The organism is Streptomyces sp. NBC_01288 (assembly GCF_035982055.1).
GTDB lineage: Bacteria > Actinomycetota > Actinomycetes > Streptomycetales > Streptomycetaceae > Streptomyces.
In genome coordinates this window covers 660235-679147 of record NZ_CP108427.1, presented here as the reverse complement: position 1 = coordinate 679147, position 18913 = coordinate 660235, and the positions used below count along the sequence as shown (strand labels likewise).

Genomic DNA, 18913 nt, shown 5'->3' with positions numbered 1-18913 from the left:
GGTCAGGCGTCGTCGGCCGGGCGGCGGGCCAGTGAGCCGGCGGCGGCCGAGCTGTGGACCGTGAAGGCCACGGTGTCCGGAAGGTACCGGTCCTCGGACCATTCGACCGGTGTGCCCGCCGGATCCGTACTGCACCGGCGCTCGCGGAGGAGCGGGTCGCCGGGTCGGCAGCCGAGCAACCGGGCGTCCTCCTCGTCGGCCCGGCACAGGTCGATCGTGTGCTGGGCGTCCGCGATCAGCACGCCCGACTCCTCCAGCGCCACGGTGTGCGACACGGTGTCGGGCGGCAGCTCGGCGATCAACTCGCCCACGGCGGACGGGTATACGGTTCGCTCGATCATCACGGGTCGTCCCGAGAGGGTGCGCAGCCGCCGTACCTCGTAGATCTCCGCCCCGGCCGGCAGGCGCAGGTGGTCCCGCTCGGTCGCGTCGGCGGGGCGGGTCTCCACGGTGACGGTCCGGCCGCCCGGTTCCTCGCCCGTGGAGCGGGCCCAGCGGGTGAAGCTGAGGAGTTCGCCGAAGCTCTGCGGGCGGGGCGAGCCGATCACGACCCGGCGGGTGCCGCGCCGCGAGGCGATCAGGCCCTCGGTGCGCAGAAGGGCCATCGCCTGGCGGACCGTGCCCCGGGAGACGCCGTACCGCTCGGCGAGTTCGCCCTCGGTGGGCAGCCGACCGCCCGAGCCGTAGCGGCCCTCACCGATCTCACGGCCGAGGTCGGCCGCGACCTTGCGGTACATCGCCGGGGGTTTTCCCGTGCCGGCCGGGCCGTCCGTCACCGTGCGCGTCTCCCTGGGTGCCGAGGCCGTCAGTCGTTGTCGGCGTTCTCGGCGTCCTTCTTGTTCTTGATCCGCTCGGCTTCCTTGCGGACCTCGGCCTGGGTGGCGCGCTCCTTCTCCAGCCACTCGGGGCCGTCCTCCTTCAGCGCCTCGATCTGCTCGGTGGTGAGGGGCTCGGTGACCCCGCCGCGCGCGAGACCGGCGATGGAGACGCCGAGCCTGGCCGCGACGACCGGGCGCGGGTGCGGGCCGTTGGCGCGCAGCTCGCGCAGCCACTCGGGCGGGTTGGCCTGCAACTCGTTCAGTTCGGCGCGGGAGACCTCGGCCTTCTGGAACTCGGCGGGGGTGGCCTCTAGGTACACACCCAGCTTCTTCGCCGCCGTGGCGGGCTTCATGGTCTGGGCGGTCTGGTGCGACTTCATACCGTCAAGAGTATCGACCGCGTTCGAGACCTCCGACCACGGCGGGTAACCTTGCGGGGTGACAGGCTCGGAAGCATCCCCCACGTTCCGGCTCGCGTACGTCCCCGGGGTGACGCCCGCCAAGTGGGTGCGGATCTGGAACGAGCGCCTGCCCGACGTCCCCCTCGTCCTCGTACCGGTCCCGGCCGCCGAGGCGGCCGATGTGCTGCGGCGCGGTGAGGCCGACGCCGGACTCGTACGACTGCCGGTCGACCGTGAGGTCTTCAGCGCGATCGCCCTCTACACCGAGGCGACCGTGGTCGTGGCCCCGAAGGACCATGTCGTGACGGCGGCCGAAGAGGTGTCCCTCGACGAACTCGCCGACGAGGTGGTCCTCCACCCCCTCGACGACGTCCTCGACTGGGAACAGCCGCCGGGGGAGGCCGCGTTCGAGCGTCCCGCGACCACCGAGGATGCCGTCGAACACGTGGCGTCCGGCATCGGCATCCTGTACGTCCCCCAGTCCCTGGCCCGGCTGCACCACCGCAAGGACCTCACCTACCGGACCGTCGTCGACGCTCCCCAGTCGGACGTCGCCCTCTCCTGGCCCGAGGACGCGACCACGGAACTGGTCGAGGAGTTCATCGGCATCGTCCGCGGTCGCACGGTCAACAGCACGCGGGGCCGCACTCCGACACCTCCTCAGCCGAAGACGAAGGCGAAGCGCACCGAAACCCCCGCGCGCCGCAAGCCCGCGGCAGGCAAGGCGACCGGCAGGACCGGAAACACCGGCAAGAACCCTCGCGGCTCCTCCGGTGGCACCAAGGGAACCAAGCGCGGCAAGCCCCGCGGCCGCTGAGTGATGGTCGACGAGGTCCGCTCAGGCTGACTCAGCCGTCGAACCCCGCACCACGAGACGCGGCTCCAGCACGACCTGCCTCACGGGCCGCCGGCCGTGCCTCGCCGAGCCGCCTCACCCTGCGCCCCCGGCCAGGAGATCGCGCAGCGCCCTCTCCTCCTCGGGGCTCAGTCCGCTCACGAACTGCTGGAGCGCGCCGATCGGATCCGGACCCCGGTCCAGCGCCTCGTGCATCGCCTCGGCGGTCAACTCGGCCGCGTTCTTCGCCGGCCGGTACGCACCGCGCCGCCCGTCCGCGTCACGCAGGACGAGCCCCTTGTCGTAGAGCCGCTTGAGGATCGTGTGCACGGTGTTGTAGGCGAGCGGGCCGTCGATTCCGGCCTGGATCTCGGCCGGTGTCAGGGGGCGGTCGGTCGCCCACAACGAGGCGAGGACCTCGCTCTCCAGCTCACCGGCGCTGCGCCGCGCCGCCCGGACCTGCGGGTCTCTGCCAGCCATGGCGCTCACCTTACAGCGTGTAGGGCGTAACGTGCCTGGCGTTGGGGCTCTGACCAGGCTCTTCGGCGATATGTGTCGGTTGGTGAGGGCCTTCCCGCGCTCGCCGTGGACGGCCAACGCGGGACCCTTGGCGGTTGCCTCAGCGTGAGGTGAGTTTCCACAGGTGGTCGGCGGTGCCGTTGTCCGACCATTGCAGGACCTGGGCGCCGGAGGTGGTGCTCATCTGGTCGACTCCGAGCAGGAGGCCGCTGTTGTAGTTGGCGATCTTGGCGTAGCCGTTGCGGGCCGGGATGATCTGCCAGAGGTGGTCGGCGGTGCCGTTGTCGCCCCAGATCAGGGCGGTGCCGCCGTTGCCGGTGCGCGCGCTGGTGATGCCCAGCAGCAGGCCGCTCTTCTGGTTGACGATCTTGTAGAGGCCCTGGCCCGCGGCCACGAGGGTCCAGTTCTGGTCGGTGCCGGTGGTGGACGTGGCCTGGACGACCGAAGTGCCTTGCGCGGTGGCCGCGTTGAGGGTGTCCAGGGCGAGGCCGCTGTTCTTGTTGGTGATCTGGTAGCGGCCGGCCAGGGATGTCGAGGTGCCGCTGGGGGTGATCGTCAGGTGGTAGCCGTCGGCGGCGTTCATCGTGACCGGCACGGTGATCGAGCCGTTCGAGACGGCGTAGTCCGCGTCGGAGACGGTGATCGGGCCCGGGGAAGCGGTGGTGCGGCCCGTGTCGGGGCTGTACTCCAGCTTGACGTGGACCGTACTGCCGTAGGCCGACAGGGACGAGAGCCCGTTGACCGTGACGGCGCAGGAGCCGGTGCAGCCGCCGGCGATGACGCTGATCTGGTTGCCCGCGCTGTTGAGGGAGGCGAGACCGTCGATGCCGGTCTGCGCGGGCGGTGTGGTGGTGAGCATGTTCCCGGACATGTCGCCGTACCACTTGTACGTCCAGTAGGAGCCGTTGGGCGAGCCGCCGGTGTCGGTCAGGGTGTCGCCGAGGGTGCCGTAGTGGTTCCAGAAGGCCAGCTCGGCGTCGCGGACGCCCGCGCGCTCGAACTTGGCGGCGTAGCCGATGAGGGCACCCGAGTTGCCCATTTCCGTGGGCGTGCCGTACTCCTCGATGTCGATCGGGCGCGGGCTGATGCCGAGGCTGCTCTCCAGCGAGCGGTAGGCCGCGACATGGGCGGCGATGCCGGAGCTGCCCTGGAGTTCGTGCCAGGCGATGACGTCGGGGACCGTGCCGCTGGCCTTGGCGTCGGTGAGGAACGTGGTCATCCAGGACTGGTTCCACACCGAGTGGCTCGGACCCTGGATCGGGGTTGTGGTGTCCTTGGCGCGGACCTCTTTGAACGTACGGGCCCAACCCGCGTCGAAGGCGCCGGCGTTGGTGGTGTCCCAGGTCCAGTCCGGCTCGTTCCACAGCTCGTACGCGCCGATGTTGGTGGCGCCGGAGGACTTCACCGCGGCTACCTGCTGGTCGACCGCCGAGAGCCAGTTGCTCCAACTCACCCACTGGTAGGGGAAGTTCGGATACCAGTCCGGCATCCGTACGACGACCTCGGCCCCCGCGGCCGCGGCCTTCGGGGTGACGACCAGGGCGTCACCCGCGGGCGCGGGCTCTCCGTTGGGGAGTTGGCTGCCGCCGGGCGCCATCTGGACGAACGTGTTGGGCTTCAGAGCCTGTACGAGGCTGTTGCCGGGGGTGCTCGCACTGGCGAGGCCGTAGAGGCTGCCCGTGCCGACGTGCGTGACGGACCGCAGGGTCTGCGCGGCGTTGACGACCAAGGTGGTGGCCGACGTGGGGGTGGCCTGGGCGGGGGTGCCCGTCAGGACGAGGGCGGTGGTGGCCAGGGCGGTGGCCATGACGGCGGCGCCGACGCGGCCGAGGGGCGCTCTGGGGCGGTGATGGTGGCTCAGGTATGACATCAGCGGCTCTCCTGAGGAAGGGAGGGGGACTTGCCGAGTGCTTGGTGACGGGTGTCGGTTCTGCGTGACGGGCGAACGGGGCCACGGCGGAGCGCGGGCCCGCCCGACCGGTGGGCCCGAGGCGGCCTGCACCGTGGATCAGTCCTTGACCGCGCCGGCGGTCACGCCCGCGGCCACATAGCGCTGGGCGAGGACCAGGAGGACGGCCGCCGGGATCGACGCGACGACGGCGGTGGCCATGATCGCGTTCCACTCCTGGTTGTTGTTTCCGATGTACTTGTAGATGCCGAGGGTGATCGGCCGCCAAGTGCCGCCGCCATCAAGGGTGTTGGCGAAGACGAAGTCGGACCAGGCCCACAGGAAGCTGAAGAGCGACACGGTGACCACCGCGTTGCGACTGACCGGCAGCACGACGGACCGGAAGGTGCGCCAGGTGCCGGCGCCGTCGATGCGGGCCGCGGAGATGAGTTCGCCGGGGATGCCCGACATGAAGGCGGTGAAGATCATCACGCCGAACGGCACGGCGATGGTGGAGTCCGCGACGATCAGTCCCCACCAGGAGTTGAGCAGGCCGAGGTCGAGGAAGATGCCGTAGAAGCCCATCGCCATGACGATGCCGGGGATCATCTGGGCTACCAGCAGGGCGAGTCCGAGGGTTCCGCCGCCCAGGGGGCGCAGTCTGGCCAGGGCGAAGCCGGCCGGGGCGGCGAGGACCAGGGTGAGGGCGACCGTGCCCAGGCCGATGAGGAGGCTGGTGCCGAGGTAGGGCAACTGGTCGTTCAGGACGGCCCGGTAGCCCTCGAAGGTGGGGTGCAGGGGCAGCAGGTCGGGCGGGGTCTTGCGCATGTCCTGCTGCGGGGTGAGGGACACGTTGATCATCCAGTACACCGGGAACAGCATCAGCGCGGTCAGCAGGACGCCGATGACGGTGTAACGACGCCTTCCCGTACGGGACTTCACGCTTCCTGCCTCCTCTGGACGCGGATGTACAGCAGGCCGAAGACGAGCGCGATGAGGATGAGGATGGTGCCGACGGCGGCGCCGGGGCCGAACTTCGGCAGCAGTGTGCCGAAGCCGAGCTGGTACGACCAGGTCGCGAGGGTGGACGACGCGTCGCCCGGACCGCCCTTGGTCATGATCCAGATCAGGTCGAACACCTTGAGCGTGTAGACGAGTCCGAGGAGCAGAGTGATCGCCGACACCGGACGCAGGAGCGGGAAGGTGATGCGGCGGAACTGCTGCCAGACGCCGGCGCCGTCCAGGGACGCGGCCTCGTACAGCTCCGCGGGGATGTTCTGGAGCCCGCTGTAGAGGATGACGAGGTTGAACGGGATGCCGATCCAGATGTTCGCGATGACGACCGAAGTCAGCGCCCAGTCCGGCGAGTTGAGCCAGTCCACCGGGGACACGCCCACGAAGTGCAGGGCGTAGTCGATGACACCGGACTCGCTGTTGAACATCCACGACCAGGTCGACGCCGACACGATCAGCGGCAGCAGCCAGGGGATCAGGAACAGGGCGCGCAGGGTCCCGGCCAGCCGGAAGTGCCGGTTGAAGAAGACCGCGAGGGCGAGCCCGGCCACGTACTGGAACGCGATCGACGCGAAGGTGAAGACCAGGGTGTGGCGCATCGCGGGGCCGAACGTGGGGTCGTCCAGGACGGTCCTGAAGTTGTCGAGGCCGGCGAAGGGCGCGTCACCCTGCACGAACGACCGGACGGTGTAGTCGCGCAGGCTCAGGTCGAGGTTGCGGTAGAGCGGATAGAGGTAGAAGGCGGCGAGGTAGACGAGCAGCGGGGCGATGAAGGCCAGCGCGGTGAGCCGGCTCCTACGACGTTGTCGGCGCCGGAGGTTCGACGTGTTCGTCCGTTGTCCGGTGCCGGTCGCCCGGGACCCGGCCGGGGACCGCCGCGAGTCGCGGTCGACGCGGGCGATGGTCATGGGTACTCCTGGATGCGGGTGGCGTGTCCGGGCCGGCGGTGGTGTCCCGGCGGTGGCGATGCGGTCTCCGGAGATGCGCGGAGGCCGGTGTCAGCCCTTGCTCGCGGCCGTCTGGGCGGCGTCGAGGGCCGCCTGCGGGCTCTTGCCGCCCGACAGGGTGTTCTGCACGGCGGTCCACAACGGCTGGGAGATCGTCGGGTACTTGGTGCCCAGACCGCCGCTGGTACGGCCGCGCGCCGCGGCCACCGCGCCGACCCACGGCTTCAACTCGGGCTTCTGCTTCACCTGTTGGGCCTGCACCTGGGCGGTGGGTGCCACGTACGTCAGGGTCGTGTCGGTGGTCAGCAGGTTCGTCGAGTTGGTCAGGCAGGTGACGATCTTCTTGCTGACGTCGTAGCGGGAGGTGTCCTTCTGCACCGGGACGGTGACGAACTCGCCGCCGGTCGGCACCGGCGCCGAACCGCCGTTCTCCCCGGGGATGTTGAGGACGCCGTACGGGAAATCGGCCTTGTCCGCGTTGCCGAGCTGCCAGGTGCCGTTCTCGCTGAACGCGTAGTCGCCGGTGGCGAACTCCTGCCAGCTGGTGGTCTGGGTGTTCTGGAGCACGTCCTTCGGCGCGTATCCGCCGTCGACCCACTGCTTCCACAGCGACAGCGCGGCGACGCCCTTGTCCGAGTCGAGCTTGGTGAGGTCGCCGCCCGCGCCCCAGAACCACGGCAGGAACTGGAAGCTGCCCTCCTCCGTGTTGATCGCGGAGAACGTGATCCCCTTCTTGCCCGCGGACTTGACCTTCTTCAGGGCCGCCGTGAGCGAGGCCCAGTCCTTGACGGACGCGGGGTCCACGTGGGCCGCGGTCAGGATCTTCTTGTTGTAGTAGAGCGCGAGGGTGTTGGCGCCGATCGGTACACCGTAGGAGGCGTTGTCGATGACGCCCGCGCCGAGGATGTTCTTCTGGATCGACGACGTGTCGAGGCCGAGGTCGCTCGTCTTGTTGAGGATCCCCGCCTCCACGAGCGTGGAGACGACCGGATTGTCCACCAGCATCACATCGGGGGCGTTGCCCTGCTGGGCGGCGAGCAGCGCCTTGTTTCCGAGGTCCGTGGTGTCCATGCTGGTGCGCTTGACCTTGACCCCGGCGTCCGTGCCGCACTTGGTGACGAGCTTGCCCCACGCCGAGGAGGCGTCGAACTGCGGGTACGGGTCCCAGAAGTTGTACGTCCCGCCGGCCTTCCCGGAACCGGACGCGGAGGAGTCGGAACCGCCCCCGCAGGCGGCGACAGAGGTGAGCGCGCCGACGGCGGCTATGGCGGTGAGGAGGATGCGGCGGGTGTTTCTCACGGTGACCTCGTTGTCTTGGTGCGGCTCGTAGGAGGGAGGCAGAGGGTGGAGGCGGCGGGTTCAGGAGGTGGGCAGCCAGACGCGCATGGCGCCGTCCCGGCGGTTGGCCCACGCGTAGTAGGGGATCGCGGTGAGCTCGACCGGATCGCCGGTCGGAGCGGCGTCGGGTGCCGGGGCCCGGTACGGCCACCAACTCCCGTCGTCCGCAAGGCGCCTGCGGTATCCGGCCGCGACGACGGTGGTGACCCCGCCGAGCAGATCCGGGCGGTGCTTCACGGCGAGCGGGCGTGCGGTGTCGAGAACGATGTCGTCCAGGCCGCCGCCGGGGACGTCCACTTGCTCCAGGCAGTACACGAGCGGCCCGCGCTCGATCGCCGCACAGCCGCGCACGGCGTCCACCCGCGGGTCGGCGGCGGTCAGCCGGGGTTCGAGCACCAGCTCCAGGACGACCGAGTCGCCCCGCGCCCAGGTCCGTTCGAGGCGCAGCCACCCGTCCTCGACCGGCGCGTCCGTCTGGTCGTACGACAACTCCCCGACGCGCACCCGGAATTCACGGCACCACTGCGGGACGCGCAGGGACAGGGTCCACGGCCGGTCGGGGGTGTCCTCGACGGTGAGGGCGATGGTGCCGTGCCAGGGGTAGTCGGTCTCGGCGCGGACGGACATCCCGCCGTAGGAGTAGCGGCCGGTGATGAACTGGTGGATCTGTAGGCCCTGTTCGTCGCCGGACGCGAGGTAGTGCTCCAGCGAGGCCAGCAGTCGCATCACGTTCGGCGGGCAGCAGGCGCAGCGGAACCAGCGGGTGCGGCGAGCCGACTGGTCGCCACCGGGGTCGGTGTGGCCGTCGCGGACCTGGAGCGGGTTGACGTACAGCCAGCGCTCGCCGTCGAGCGAGACTCCGGCCAGGAAGCCGTTGTACAGGGTGCGCTCGATCAGGTCGGAGTAGCGGGCCTCGCCGGTGAGCAGGGCCAGGCGCCAGCTCCACTGGACCGAGGCGATGGCGGCGCAGGTCTCGCAGTAGGCACGCTCGTTGGGCAGTTCGTACGGGTCGCCGAAGTCCTCCTCGTCGTGGTGCGCGCCGAGGCCGCCGGTGAGGTGGGTCTTGGTGGCGGTCATCGCCTGCCACAACCGCTCGCCCGCTGCCCGGAGTTCGGCGTCACCGGTCTCGGCCGCCAGATCGGCCGCGGCGGCCAGCAGGTACAACTGCCGTACGGCGTGGCCCTCCACGGTGTCCGCCTCGCGCAGCGGTACCCGGTCCTGGCAGTACGCCTCGCCGCCCAGCAGGCCGTGGCCGAAACGGTCGACGAAGTAGCCGGCCAGATCGAGGTAGCGGCGCTCGCCGGTCTCCCGGTACAGCTCCACCAGGGCTGTTTCCACCTCGGGGTGGCCGTCGATGCCGTCGATCTCCTTGCCGCTGCCGGGCGGGCCGAACACGGAGTCGATATGGTCGGCGAACCTGCGGGCCACATCCAGGAGTTGGGGCCGGCCGGTGGCCCGGTGGTGGGCGACCGCCGCCTGGATGAGATGGCCGGCGCAGTACAACTCGTGGCCCCAGCGCAGGTCCTTGTACCGCTCGCCCCCCTTGACCAGTTGGAACCACGTGTTCAGGTAGCCGTCGGGCTGCTGCGCGGCGGCGACCAGGGCGATGATCCGGTCGACCTCCAACTCCAGCTCTGCGTCGGGCTGTTGGGCGAGCTGCCAAGCGGCGGCCTCCAGCCACTTGTAGACGTCCGTGTCCACGAACGGGTACGCGCCCCGGAACTCGCCCTCGACCGTGCCCGCCGCCAGCCGCAGGTTGTGCAGATTCCCCGCCGACTCCAGCAGTCCGGGGCCCTGCGGGAGCGATACACGCGCGTTCACCTCGCGGCAGGTGCTCCAGAAGCCGGCGCGCACCTCGACCGCGGCGGGCGCGAGTGCGGCCTTGGCGCCCGGTCCGGGGCGGACCGGTCCGGTGGACGTGGCTGCCTGTTCGGACGGGGCCGGGGCCGAGGAGGAAAGCGCGGTGGAACGTGGGCGGGGCATGGCTCTCCGGAGAGGTAGGCGGGAAGCGGGACGGGGACCCGGCGTGCGACGTGCGTCAGGGCGTCCCTGAGGTCGGACGGGCGTTGCTCCGTCTCTCGAACCCGTTTAGGAAAACGTTTTTCTGCCGGGAAAGGTAGGAACGGGACCGAGTGCGCGTCAAGAGGTCTGCGCGAACATTCTCTTCGCCTGGTCGGGGCTGGCCAGCTGCCGCGAACGGTGTCAGGATGCAGCAGTCGACGTCCTCTAGGAAAAGGGTTGCGCGTGACCGCCGTTCCAAGTCTTCCGCCCACCGGGCGGGCGAAGCTCGCCGACGTGGCCAAGCTGGCCGGTGTCAGTGTCGGGACGGCCTCAAAGGCGCTGAACGGCAGCGGGAGCATGCGCCCGGAGACCCGGCAGCGGGTCCTGGACGCCGTCGAGGAGCTCGGCTTCCGGCCCAATCAGCAGGCGCAGAGCCTGCACACCGGCCGCAGCTGGACCGTCGGGCTGATGACGACGGACGGGATCGGCCGCTTCAGCACGCCCGTCCTGCTCGGGGCCGAGGACGCGCTCGGCGCCGGAAAGATCTCTGTGCTGCTGTGCGACACTCGCGGCGACGCCATCCGCGAGCAGCACCACCTGCGCAACCTCATGGACCGCCGGGTGGACGGCATCATCGTGACCGGCCGAAGGACGGACCCGCGCCCGCCGCTGAAAGGCATCGAGCCGATCCCGACGGTCTACGCGCTCTCGCCGTCCACCGACCCGGACGACATCTCCGTCGTGTCCGACGACCGGAGCGGAGCCCACCTGGCCATCGAGCACCTGCTGGCCACCGGCCGCACCCGGATCGCGCACATCACCGGCCCGGCCCACCACGCGGCGGCCCGTGACCGCGCCCGACACACCCTCGACCAGTTCAAGCACTCCGCCATGGAACTCGCCACCGGCCGGGTCCACTTCGGGGAGTGGAGCGAGGCGTGGGGCCGCCGCGCCGCCGAAGCGGTCCTGCGCACCTCACCGGACACGGACGCCTTCTTCTGCGGCAACGACCAGATCGCCAGAGGCGTCGCCGACGCGCTGCGCGAGAACGGCCTGGACGTCCCCGGCAGCGTGTCGATCGTGGGGTACGACAACTGGGACGTCATGGCCCTGGCCTCCCGTCCACCCCTCACCACCATCGACATGGACCTCTCGGAGGTCGGCCGCCGGGCCGCCCTCCTGCTGCTGGACGCCATCGACTCCGAGCCGGCGCGCGGACTGCACAGCGTTCCCTGCCGACTCGTCGTTCGCGAATCCACCTGAGTTCTTTGGCGAGTTGGGATCCTGCGAGCAGTTCCGGACGTCAGTCGTACTTGCGCGCAGGTGCCGTGGACCAGCCGCTGAGGGCGCCGCGCAGTGTGGCCACGAGGCGGGACGCCGTCTCGTCCTCGGTGGTCCGGCGGAGGGGTTCGGTGAGCGACTCCGCCTGGGGAGCGAGGTGGCCGGTGTTCTCGCGCAGCCGCTCCAGGTAACCGCGGTGCGAGCGCGTCTGGGCCATGGCGGTGCCGTGTTCGAGGACGAGCGATACCTGGTGACGGGACACCGTTTCGAGGTGCTGCATGCCCCGGGTGGTCTGCTCCGCGCTGAAGTTCCGTAGTTCTGAGCCGACTTGGGCGCGGAAGGCGTGCAGGACGTCCTGGACGGGGGAGAAGTGCAGGTAGGCCGCCTCGGCGCGCTTGGCGATCTCGGTCAGGCTGACGGGAGTTGGTGAGTTCTCGAACAACTCCGCGGCGTCCTTGATGAGTTGCCTGCGGTTGCGCCCGCTGAGTGTCACTGCGCATGGGTCGACTCCCCGTTCGCGTCGCGGCGGTGTTCAGCGCAGGACCGAGAGGCCGTGGGGCAGACGACGGACGCCCCCGGGACGCGAGCCGCCGGAGCGGAACCCGCGCGGACAAGCCTCCCGGGGTGTGACGCCCTCGATCGCGGCCGGGTGGGTCAGCGCAGTCCGGCGAAGAGGTCGTTCTCGGGTAGGGCCGCGTCGGTGGTGTCCTGGACGCGGACGAAGGTCTCGACGCCCATCAGCTCGCCGAACCTCTCCTTGCCCAGCTTGAGGAAGAAGATGTTGTCGCCCTGACTGGCGTGCGCGGCCAGCGAGTCGAACTTCTGGCCGCTGAACGCGGTGGTGTCCACCCAGGTGGTGATCTCGTCGTCGGGGAGGCCCATCTTGGCCATCTCGGCGGCCTCGGCGGGGTCCGGCTCCGGCATCTCCGGATGGAACTCGCGCATGATCTCGCCGAACCGCCGCATCCCCGAGCGGGGCATCGTCGTCCAGTACACCTTCGGTGTCAGCCCGCTCATCTCCACCGCCGCCATCGTGATGCGGTGGGCCTGGATGTGGTCGGGGTGGCCGTAGAAGCCGTTCTCGTCGTAGGTGACGACCACATCGGGTCGGTAGTGCCGCATGAGGTCGGCGAGCCGGGCCGCGCCTTCCCGCACGGGGGTCTGCCAGAAGGATCCGGGGGCGTCGTTGCTCGGCCAGCCCATCATTCCGGAGTCGGCGTAGTCCAGCGTCTCCAGATCGCTGATCTTCAGGACGTCACAGCTCGCTTCGAGTTCCTGACGGCGCATGACGGTGACCGCAGCCGGGTCGTGGCCGGGATCGCCCGGCTTGACACCCCCCGGTCCGTCACCGCAACTGCCGTCGGTACACGTCACGAGCACCGTGCGGATGCCTTCCGCCGCATACCGCGCGAGGACCCCTCCGGTGCTGGTGGCTTCGTCGTCGGGGTGGGCGTGCACAGCCATGAGCGTCAAGGGCCGGTCAGTCATGAAAAAGTCCTCCTGCGGAAATACGTCGTGGTTCGAGTGCGCGGCGGGCGTACCGCGATCCCGGGGCCCGGAACCCGGTGGGGCGGACGACCTTGTGGTCTCCGTGTTCCCCGCCCGTGCGGCGCCGGTCCCTCGACGGGTGCAACCGTGGCGGATGGACCGGCTGTTCCCGGCGTGACCGTTCGGCACTCCGGACGTCGGCGTTTCGACGCGATCAAGGTACAGGCACGCCCCGCATGTCCTGGCGCCACGCCGGAAGTCGTCCTCCGACATCCGACCGGGGTTTTCGACAACGATCCCGGCCGCCCGAGGGAGCGGGCCGGGGCGCAGGCCGCCTACGGCCGCTGGCCGGTGGCTTTGGGGGCGGGGACAGGATGTCCGGTGGGCCGGGGCGCGGTCATGTCGAGCAGGAGCAGGGCGTCGTGGTCGGAGCTGCCGGGTTCCGCGGTGTAGACGGTGATGCGCTGGCCGGGGGTGCCTTCGATGTGCAGGGACTGCGAGGTGAGGGTGAGGGTGCCGACCTGGGGGTGGTGGAACGTCTTCTGCACGGGCTTGCGTCCGGTCACCTCGTAGCGCTCCCACAGCCCGGCGAAGTCGGGGCTTTTCAGCAGCAGTTCGCCGACGAGATTGGTGAGGTCGGGTGCGTCCGGGGCGGTGCCGGCGATGGCGCGCAGGCGCGCGACGCAGCCGGTGATCTGCCGGTCCCAGTTGTCGGCGAACAGGTCACGGGCCGCTGGGTGCAGGAAGAGATAGCGGGCGAGGTTGCGGTGCTTGGCCGGCCACTCCTCCAGGCCCGCGTACAGGGCCAGACCGCCGGGGTTCCAGGCCAGCACGTCCGTGCTGCGGCTCATGACCAACGCCGGGTTCGGGCGCAGGGATTCGATCAGCAGCTTGAGATGGGGGCGCACGGTACGGCTGGGCGCGGGCGGCGGTTCGGGGGCGTAGCGGGCCGCGCGGGCGGCGAGCTCGCGCAGGTGCTGGTGCTCCTGGTCGTCCATGTGCAGGGCGCGGGCGAGCGCGTCGAGGACGGCGGGGCTGGGGCGGGTCTCCTTGCCGCGTTCGAGCCGTACGTAGTAGTCGATGCTGATGCCGGAGAGGGTGGCCAGCTCCTCGCGGCGCAGGCCGGGGGTGCGCCGGATGCCGGCGCCGACCGTGAGGCCGACGTGTGCGGGGCTGGTCTGGGTGCGGCGGGCGCGCAGATAGCGGCCCAGCTCGGCGCCCTCGCTGTGCGCGCTCTCGGATGGCATGACTCCAGTCTCACCCGCACCCGTTCCGGTGAGCCGGTGGGAGGGGGGTCCTGTCACTACCCCCGAAGATCCCGCCCTGCCACGGGGGCCCCGTCCGGGCGAAGCTGAAGGGGCAAGACACCGACGCCCCGGATCCCGCCGGGGGCCCGACAGACACGAGTCGCCGGGCAGGGCGGGAGTGAAGGCACCGGGCGGCGCCACGACGCGGAGAGGACGACATGCGTTACATCAAACTGCGTGACCTGGAGGTTTCCCGGATCGGCCTGGGCGCGATGGGAATGTCCCACGCCTACTCCGGCTCCGGCACCGACGATGCCGAGTCGATCAGGACCGTGCACCGCGCGCTGGAGCTGGGCGTCACGCTCATCGACACCGCCGAGATCTACGGCCCGTACACCAACGAGGAGTTGATCGGTCGGGCGCTGAAGGGGCGCCGGGACCAGATGGTGCTGGCCACCAAGTTCGGCATGGTCTCCCACGGCGGAGAAGGTACCTGGAACGTGGACTCCAGCCCGGCGAACATCCGTACCGCCGTCGAGGGCTCCCTGAAGAGGCTGGGCACCGACCACATCGACCTGTACTACCAGCACCGGGTCGACCCGAACACGCCGATCGAGGAGACCGCCGGCGCGGTCGGTGAGCTGATCGCCGAGGGCAAGGTGCGCGCCTTCGGTCTCTCGGAGGCCGGCCCGGACACCATCCGGCGCGCGCACGCCGTCCAGCCGGTCACCGCGGTGCAGTCCGAGTACTCGCTGTGGACCCGCGGGATCGAGGAGCGCGTCCTGCCCGTGCTGCGGGAGCTGAACATCGGCCTGGTGCCGTTCTCCCCGCTCGGCCGCGGCTTCCTCACGGGCACGGTGCGCTCCCTCGACCAGTTCGACAAGGACGACTTCAGGCGCGACAACCCGCGCTTCACGGGCGAGAACTTCCGGCGCAACCTGGCGCTCGCCGACGAGGTCAAGGCCCTGGCCGACGAGGTCGGCGCCACGCCCGCGCAGGTCGCCCTGGCCTGGCTGCTCGCCCAGGGCGACGACATCGCCCCGATCCCCGGCACCAAGCGCGTCACCCGGGTCGAGGAGAACACCGCCGCCGACGCCGTCACCCTGACCGCCGACCGGCTCGACCGGCTGAGCAGTCTGCCGCCCGCCGCCGGTGACACCCACACCGAGGCCCAGGCGCGCCTGCTCGAACGCTGACCTTCCGCACCGCCCCCCCCGCATTCCCCGTTTGGAGTAGTGCCTCTCATGCGCGCAGCCGTGATGTACGGAGCCGGAGACGTCCGTGTCGAGGACCGGCCCGACCCGAAGATCGTGAAGCCCGCCGACGCCGTGGTGCGGGTCGTCGCCGCCTGTGTGTGCGGCAGCGACCTGTGGCCCTACCAGGCGATGCCCGCCACCGACACCGGGCGTCCCATGGGACACGAGTTCCTCGGCGTCGTCGAGGAGACCGGCACGGACGTGACCGGTCTGAAGACGGGCGACCTGGTCGTCGCCCCGTTCACCTACAGCGACAACACCTGCGACTACTGCGCCAAGGGCCTGCACATCTCGTGCCGCAACGGCGGCCGCTACGGATTCGACGGTGTCGACGGCGGGCAGGGCGAGGCCGTCCGCGTCCCGTACGCGGACGGCACGCTGGTGAAGCTGCCGGTGGCCGCCGACTCCGCGCTGCTGCCGTCACTGCTGGCGCTGTCGGACGTGATGACCACCGGCCACCACGGCGCCGTCACCGCGGGCGTCGGCCGCGGCGACGCGGTGCTGGTCGTCGGTGACGGCGCGGTCGGCCTGTGCGCGGTGATCGCCGCGAGGCGGCTCGGGGCCGAACGGATCGTGCTCGCCGGCCGCCACGAGGCCCGCACCGACCTGGGCCGCGACTTCGGCGCCACCGACGTGGTCGCCGAGCGGCGCGAGGAAGGCATCGCCCGCATCCGCGAGCTGACCGGCGGCGTGGACAAGGTCATCGAGGCCGTCGGCACCCGCCAGGCACTCGACACCGCCCTCGGCGCGGTCCGGGACGGCGGCACCATCAGCCGCCTGGGAGCGCCCCAGTACGAACTGGGGCCGCTCGGCCGGGCCGAGTTCATGCGCAACATCACTCTGACCGGCGGTGCGAGCCCCGCACGCGCCTACATCGAGCAGCTGCTGCCGGACGTCCTCGACGGCACGATCGCCCCCGGCCGCGTCTTCGACCAGACCTTCACCGTCGACGGGACACCCGACGCCTATCGGGCCATGGCCGACCGCCGGGTCCTCAAGGGACTCATCACCCCCTGACCCAGCAGCCGCGCCCGCACAGCAAAGGGACGTCCCCCATGCGGTACGTGACCCTGAACAGCGGCATGGAGATGCCGCTTCTCGGCTTCGGCGTCCCGGACGGTGCCGCCGCGAGCGCCTCAGGTCCGGTGCTGCTTCCGGTATCCGTCCAGGACGTCCTGGCGGAGCAGGAAGCCGAAACCGGCGGACTCCAGCCGTAGGCCCAACTGATCGGCGCTGAGGCCGAGTTCGGCCGCGGTGTCCGCGAGGTGCCAGTCGTGGGCGGCGAGTCTGCTGAGGAGGTGTCCGCGGCGGACCTGGCTCTCCGAGAGGCGGAATGTCTTGAGGTAGGTGATCCGGCCGCTGTCGTCGGTGATGGCCTCGCCGATGTGGTTGCCCTGCTTGGGGCGGAACCGCGGCAGGAAGCGGGAGAGGGTGAAACGCCCCATCCGGTGGACCGACTGCCAGGTGTGCTCCTGCTCCAGCAGCTCGGCCGCCATGGTGGAGTCGTGGAACTGGGCCCAGCCGCGCTCCTGTTCGGCGACCGCCGTGCGCAGATCGGCCAGGGAGCGGATCCCCGCGTCGGGGACACGGGCCCAGAAGTCCTGTACCGGCGGCATCAACAGGGCGTAGTGGTGGATCAGTTCGCCGTACAGGTCCTGGAGGAGCGACGAGTGCAGCGCCCGGTAGTCCTCGGGATGCGGGACCACGAACGAGGCCGCCAACGCGTCCGAGACGTAGACCAGCACGCCGCACTGGCCGGGGTGGATCTCGAAGACGCGCAACGCGTCGGCGAGACCGCGCACTTCGGCACCCGCGTAGGCCTCCTCGACGCGCGGGGAGAGGCCTTGGCGGATCGCGCGCTGCGACCATTCCTCCCAGGCGATCGTCGGGCCGCCGAAGTGCAGTGCCAGGTAGCCCTCCAGCGCGAGGTGCATGGGGAGGAACCGCAGGCGGTGCTTGGCCTCGCGGCGGGCCATCCTGCGGTGGATGCGCAGGCCCATCGTGGCGGTCGGCACCGGGTCGGCGTCGGCGGAGAGCTGGGTGCCGTAGGCGGCCGCCGGTGTGCCGTCGCCGGTCCAGGTGGCGACGAAGCCGTGCGGGACGTAGGAGACGTAGGCATGCCGCGGGCCGACCTCGACGATGCCGACCGTGTCGCCGTAGAGGCGCGGGTTCAGACGGAGGTCGACGACGGGCTCGTCGCGTACGAGCGGTACGAGGCGGACGCCGCCCCAGACCTGGGAGGGACGGGTGGCCAGGCCGGTCAGGTCGAGTGTCGTCATCGCGACCGCTCCTGGTGGGTGGCGTCGAGCATGCGGGTCGCCCGGGTGTCCATGTAGGTGATGAGTTCGGCCAGGCCGGTCCGGCCTTCCGCGAACTGGGCGAGTTCCACCAGCGCGGGCAGGTCCTCGGCGTCACGGACACCGGCGGTGGGCACGGTCGGGGACAGCCGCCGTACGTCGAAGTCGGCAGCGTCGTAGACCGGGTTGAGGTGCACGACGCTGGTGCGGCGCTCGGGGTCGAGCCGGGTCCTGAAGACGCGCAGCACCTCACCGGCGAGGCCGGGAGGCGCGTTGTCCCAGCCGTCGGAGACGATCACCAGTCGGGACGGCGCGGTGTCCAGCGCGTCCAGGATCCGGCGGCCCAACGGCGTCGGACCGTACGGACGGGCCAGCAGCGCGTCGGTCAGCCCGGACGTCCACAGCCCGGTGTAGTCGTCGGCGAGGGCCGCGAGCAGATGGTGGCAGGCCAGGGCGACGGCCAGTGGCCGACGTCGCTTGTGGACCGAGCCGAAGGTGGAGAAGCTGTCGTCCAGTACGGCGGTGACCTTGCCCCAACTTCCCCGGTGCCGTCCGGCGACCCGGCCGGCGGCCGATTCCAGGGCGTGGGTCAGCTCGGCGCGCCGGAGCAGACGATCCTCGACCGGCAGCGACAGCACATAGGTGGCCAACCGGGTCAGCGGCATCCGGGCCAGGTCCGCCGGTGTCCCAGTGACGCCGATCCGGTGCGCGGATTCCCGCAGCCGTAGGGTCTCCAGGCGGGTCATCCGCGGGGCGATGCGCTCCAGGAACACCTTCCGGGGGATGCCGTGCTTGGCGGCGAAGCCCTCGGCGGCCGTGTAGGGCAGCTCGTACAGTGCGGCCTGCTCGTAGTGCGCGCGGCGCCAGGTCTCCAGGAGGGGTGCCTCGTACCGCTTGCGGGTGTGGGGCGCGAACACGAACGTCCCCAACTCCTCGGTGGCGGGCGCGAGATGGGCGTGACGAAGGGCCCGCTTGAGGCCGCCGCGGTACTTCACGGCGTCGAACGCCGCGTCCGGGCGGGCGGACAGCCAGTCACGCATGATCGCGCGGCAGCGACGGTTGTTCACCCGGGCCCGGCGCAGGGCGTCGAACAGCCCGTACACGCGCTGCGGCGGCAGTGTCGCCAGCCGGGCCGCGATCAACCGGCCCTCGCTGCGCCGCTGGTCGGCGGTGGCCTCACCGGCGGTCTCCAGCAGGTGCCGGATGACGAGGACCGCGTTGTGGTCGTTGATGTCGAGCGCGAGAACACCGGAATACAGGTCTCGGTAGTTCCCCAGCATGTACGCGTGGAGAAAGTCCAACGACAGCCGCTGCTCGCCCGCGTCGCTGTGGAATTCGCGCTGGCCGGTGGAGGTGATCGCCGCGTTGACGAAGAGCAGGACGTCGTCGGCCGCGATGAGGTCCCCGTACGAATCCATCCGACTCTTCCCCCGTGGCTGTCCCCGTAGCTGTGGACGCCGGCCGGGGAATGGGGGTACGAGCTGCGAATCATTGCTTCATAGGCAGGTTCCGGAAGTCGCACCGGAGTCCCGCGGCCGGCCCCAGGACCGTAACAGAGCTGGCCACAAGCCCTCCACCGGCTT

At 70.6% G+C, this 18913-nt stretch carries 17 protein-coding genes; 4 read left to right on the top strand and 13 right to left on the bottom strand.

From position 1 onward, the window contains the following. Positions 1–2: 2 nt before the first annotated feature. Together OG194_RS03095 and OG194_RS03090 are read right to left on the bottom strand one after the other, a co-directional pair. Positions 3–776, bottom strand: coding sequence for a GntR family transcriptional regulator (locus OG194_RS03095; RefSeq protein ID WP_327399260.1), 774 nt, complete (start codon positions 774–776; stop codon positions 3–5). Between the two features lie 29 nt (positions 777–805). Then, the gene (locus OG194_RS03090) at positions 806–1198 is read right to left on the bottom strand and encodes a DUF5997 family protein (RefSeq protein WP_327399259.1); all 393 of its coding nucleotides are present in this window, start codon (positions 1196–1198) and stop codon (positions 806–808) included. 58 nt (positions 1199–1256) lie between these two features. Between OG194_RS03090 and OG194_RS03085 the strand changes: the two genes are divergently transcribed. Next, entirely contained in the window at positions 1257–2036 is a 780-nt protein-coding gene (locus OG194_RS03085; protein WP_327399258.1) for a LysR family substrate-binding domain-containing protein, read from the top strand. 114 nt (positions 2037–2150) lie between these two features. Here the strand turns inward: OG194_RS03085 and OG194_RS03080 are convergent, their stop codons facing one another. The 6 genes from OG194_RS03080 to OG194_RS03055 form a co-directional block, all read right to left on the bottom strand. Continuing rightward, a complete protein-coding gene (locus tag OG194_RS03080; RefSeq protein WP_327399257.1) occupies positions 2151–2534 on the bottom strand; it encodes a BlaI/MecI/CopY family transcriptional regulator in 384 nt (127 codons plus the stop codon). 139 nt (positions 2535–2673) lie between these two features. Then, positions 2674–4443: an RICIN domain-containing protein gene (locus OG194_RS03075; RefSeq protein ID WP_327399256.1), complete on the bottom strand. Its 1770-nt coding sequence runs from the start codon at positions 4441–4443 to the stop codon at positions 2674–2676. A gap of 138 nt (positions 4444–4581) precedes the next feature. Continuing rightward, the gene (locus OG194_RS03070; protein WP_327399255.1) at positions 4582–5403 is read right to left on the bottom strand and encodes a carbohydrate ABC transporter permease; all 822 of its coding nucleotides are present in this window, start codon (positions 5401–5403) and stop codon (positions 4582–4584) included. Beyond that, the gene (locus OG194_RS03065; protein WP_327399254.1) at positions 5400–6383 is read right to left on the bottom strand and encodes a carbohydrate ABC transporter permease; all 984 of its coding nucleotides are present in this window, start codon (positions 6381–6383) and stop codon (positions 5400–5402) included. The genes OG194_RS03070 and OG194_RS03065 overlap by 4 nt, the downstream gene beginning before the upstream one ends. A 90-nt stretch (positions 6384–6473) precedes the next feature. Next, positions 6474–7721 carry a sugar ABC transporter substrate-binding protein gene (locus OG194_RS03060; RefSeq protein ID WP_327399253.1) on the bottom strand — a complete coding sequence of 416 codons (1248 nt, stop codon included), beginning with the start codon at positions 7719–7721 and terminating at the stop codon, positions 6474–6476. A 60-nt stretch (positions 7722–7781) separates the two neighbouring features. Then, positions 7782–9743, bottom strand: coding sequence for a glycoside hydrolase family 127 protein (locus OG194_RS03055; protein ID WP_327399252.1), 1962 nt, complete (start codon positions 9741–9743; stop codon positions 7782–7784). Positions 9744–10004: 261 nt separating this feature from the next. Here OG194_RS03055 and OG194_RS03050 point away from each other — a divergent pair, with 261 nt between their 5' ends. Continuing rightward, positions 10005–11024, top strand: a complete 1020-nt coding sequence (locus OG194_RS03050; RefSeq protein ID WP_327399251.1) for a LacI family DNA-binding transcriptional regulator — start codon at positions 10005–10007, stop codon at positions 11022–11024. A gap of 40 nt (positions 11025–11064) precedes the next feature. Here the strand turns inward: OG194_RS03050 and OG194_RS03045 are convergent, their stop codons facing one another. The 3 genes from OG194_RS03045 to OG194_RS03035 form a co-directional block, all read right to left on the bottom strand. After that, entirely contained in the window at positions 11065–11535 is a 471-nt protein-coding gene (locus tag OG194_RS03045) for a TetR/AcrR family transcriptional regulator (RefSeq protein WP_327399250.1), read from the bottom strand. Positions 11536–11696: 161 nt separating this feature from the next. Further along, positions 11697–12530, bottom strand: coding sequence for a PIG-L family deacetylase (locus OG194_RS03040; RefSeq protein ID WP_327399249.1), 834 nt, complete (start codon positions 12528–12530; stop codon positions 11697–11699). A gap of 335 nt (positions 12531–12865) precedes the next feature. Beyond that, complete coding sequence (locus OG194_RS03035) at positions 12866–13777, bottom strand: helix-turn-helix transcriptional regulator (RefSeq protein WP_327399248.1); 912 nt, start codon at positions 13775–13777, stop codon at positions 12866–12868. 218 nt (positions 13778–13995) lie between these two features. Here OG194_RS03035 and OG194_RS03030 point away from each other — a divergent pair, with 218 nt between their 5' ends. Next, on the top strand, positions 13996–14973 hold the full coding sequence (locus OG194_RS03030; RefSeq protein WP_327399247.1) for an aldo/keto reductase: 978 nt from the start codon (positions 13996–13998) through the stop codon (positions 14971–14973). Between the two features lie 48 nt (positions 14974–15021). Then, positions 15022–16050, top strand: a complete 1029-nt coding sequence (locus OG194_RS03025) for a zinc-binding dehydrogenase (RefSeq protein ID WP_327399246.1) — start codon at positions 15022–15024, stop codon at positions 16048–16050. A 119-nt stretch (positions 16051–16169) separates the two neighbouring features. On the opposite strand, the gene OG194_RS03020 is transcribed toward OG194_RS03025, so the two are convergent. Beyond that, positions 16170–17312, bottom strand: a complete 1143-nt coding sequence (locus OG194_RS03020; protein WP_327399245.1) for an ARPP-2 domain-containing protein — start codon at positions 17310–17312, stop codon at positions 16170–16172. Then, on the bottom strand, positions 17309–18748 hold the full coding sequence (locus OG194_RS03015; protein WP_327399244.1) for a hypothetical protein: 1440 nt from the start codon (positions 18746–18748) through the stop codon (positions 17309–17311). The genes OG194_RS03020 and OG194_RS03015 overlap by 4 nt, the downstream gene beginning before the upstream one ends. Positions 18749–18913: the final 165 nt, after the last annotated feature.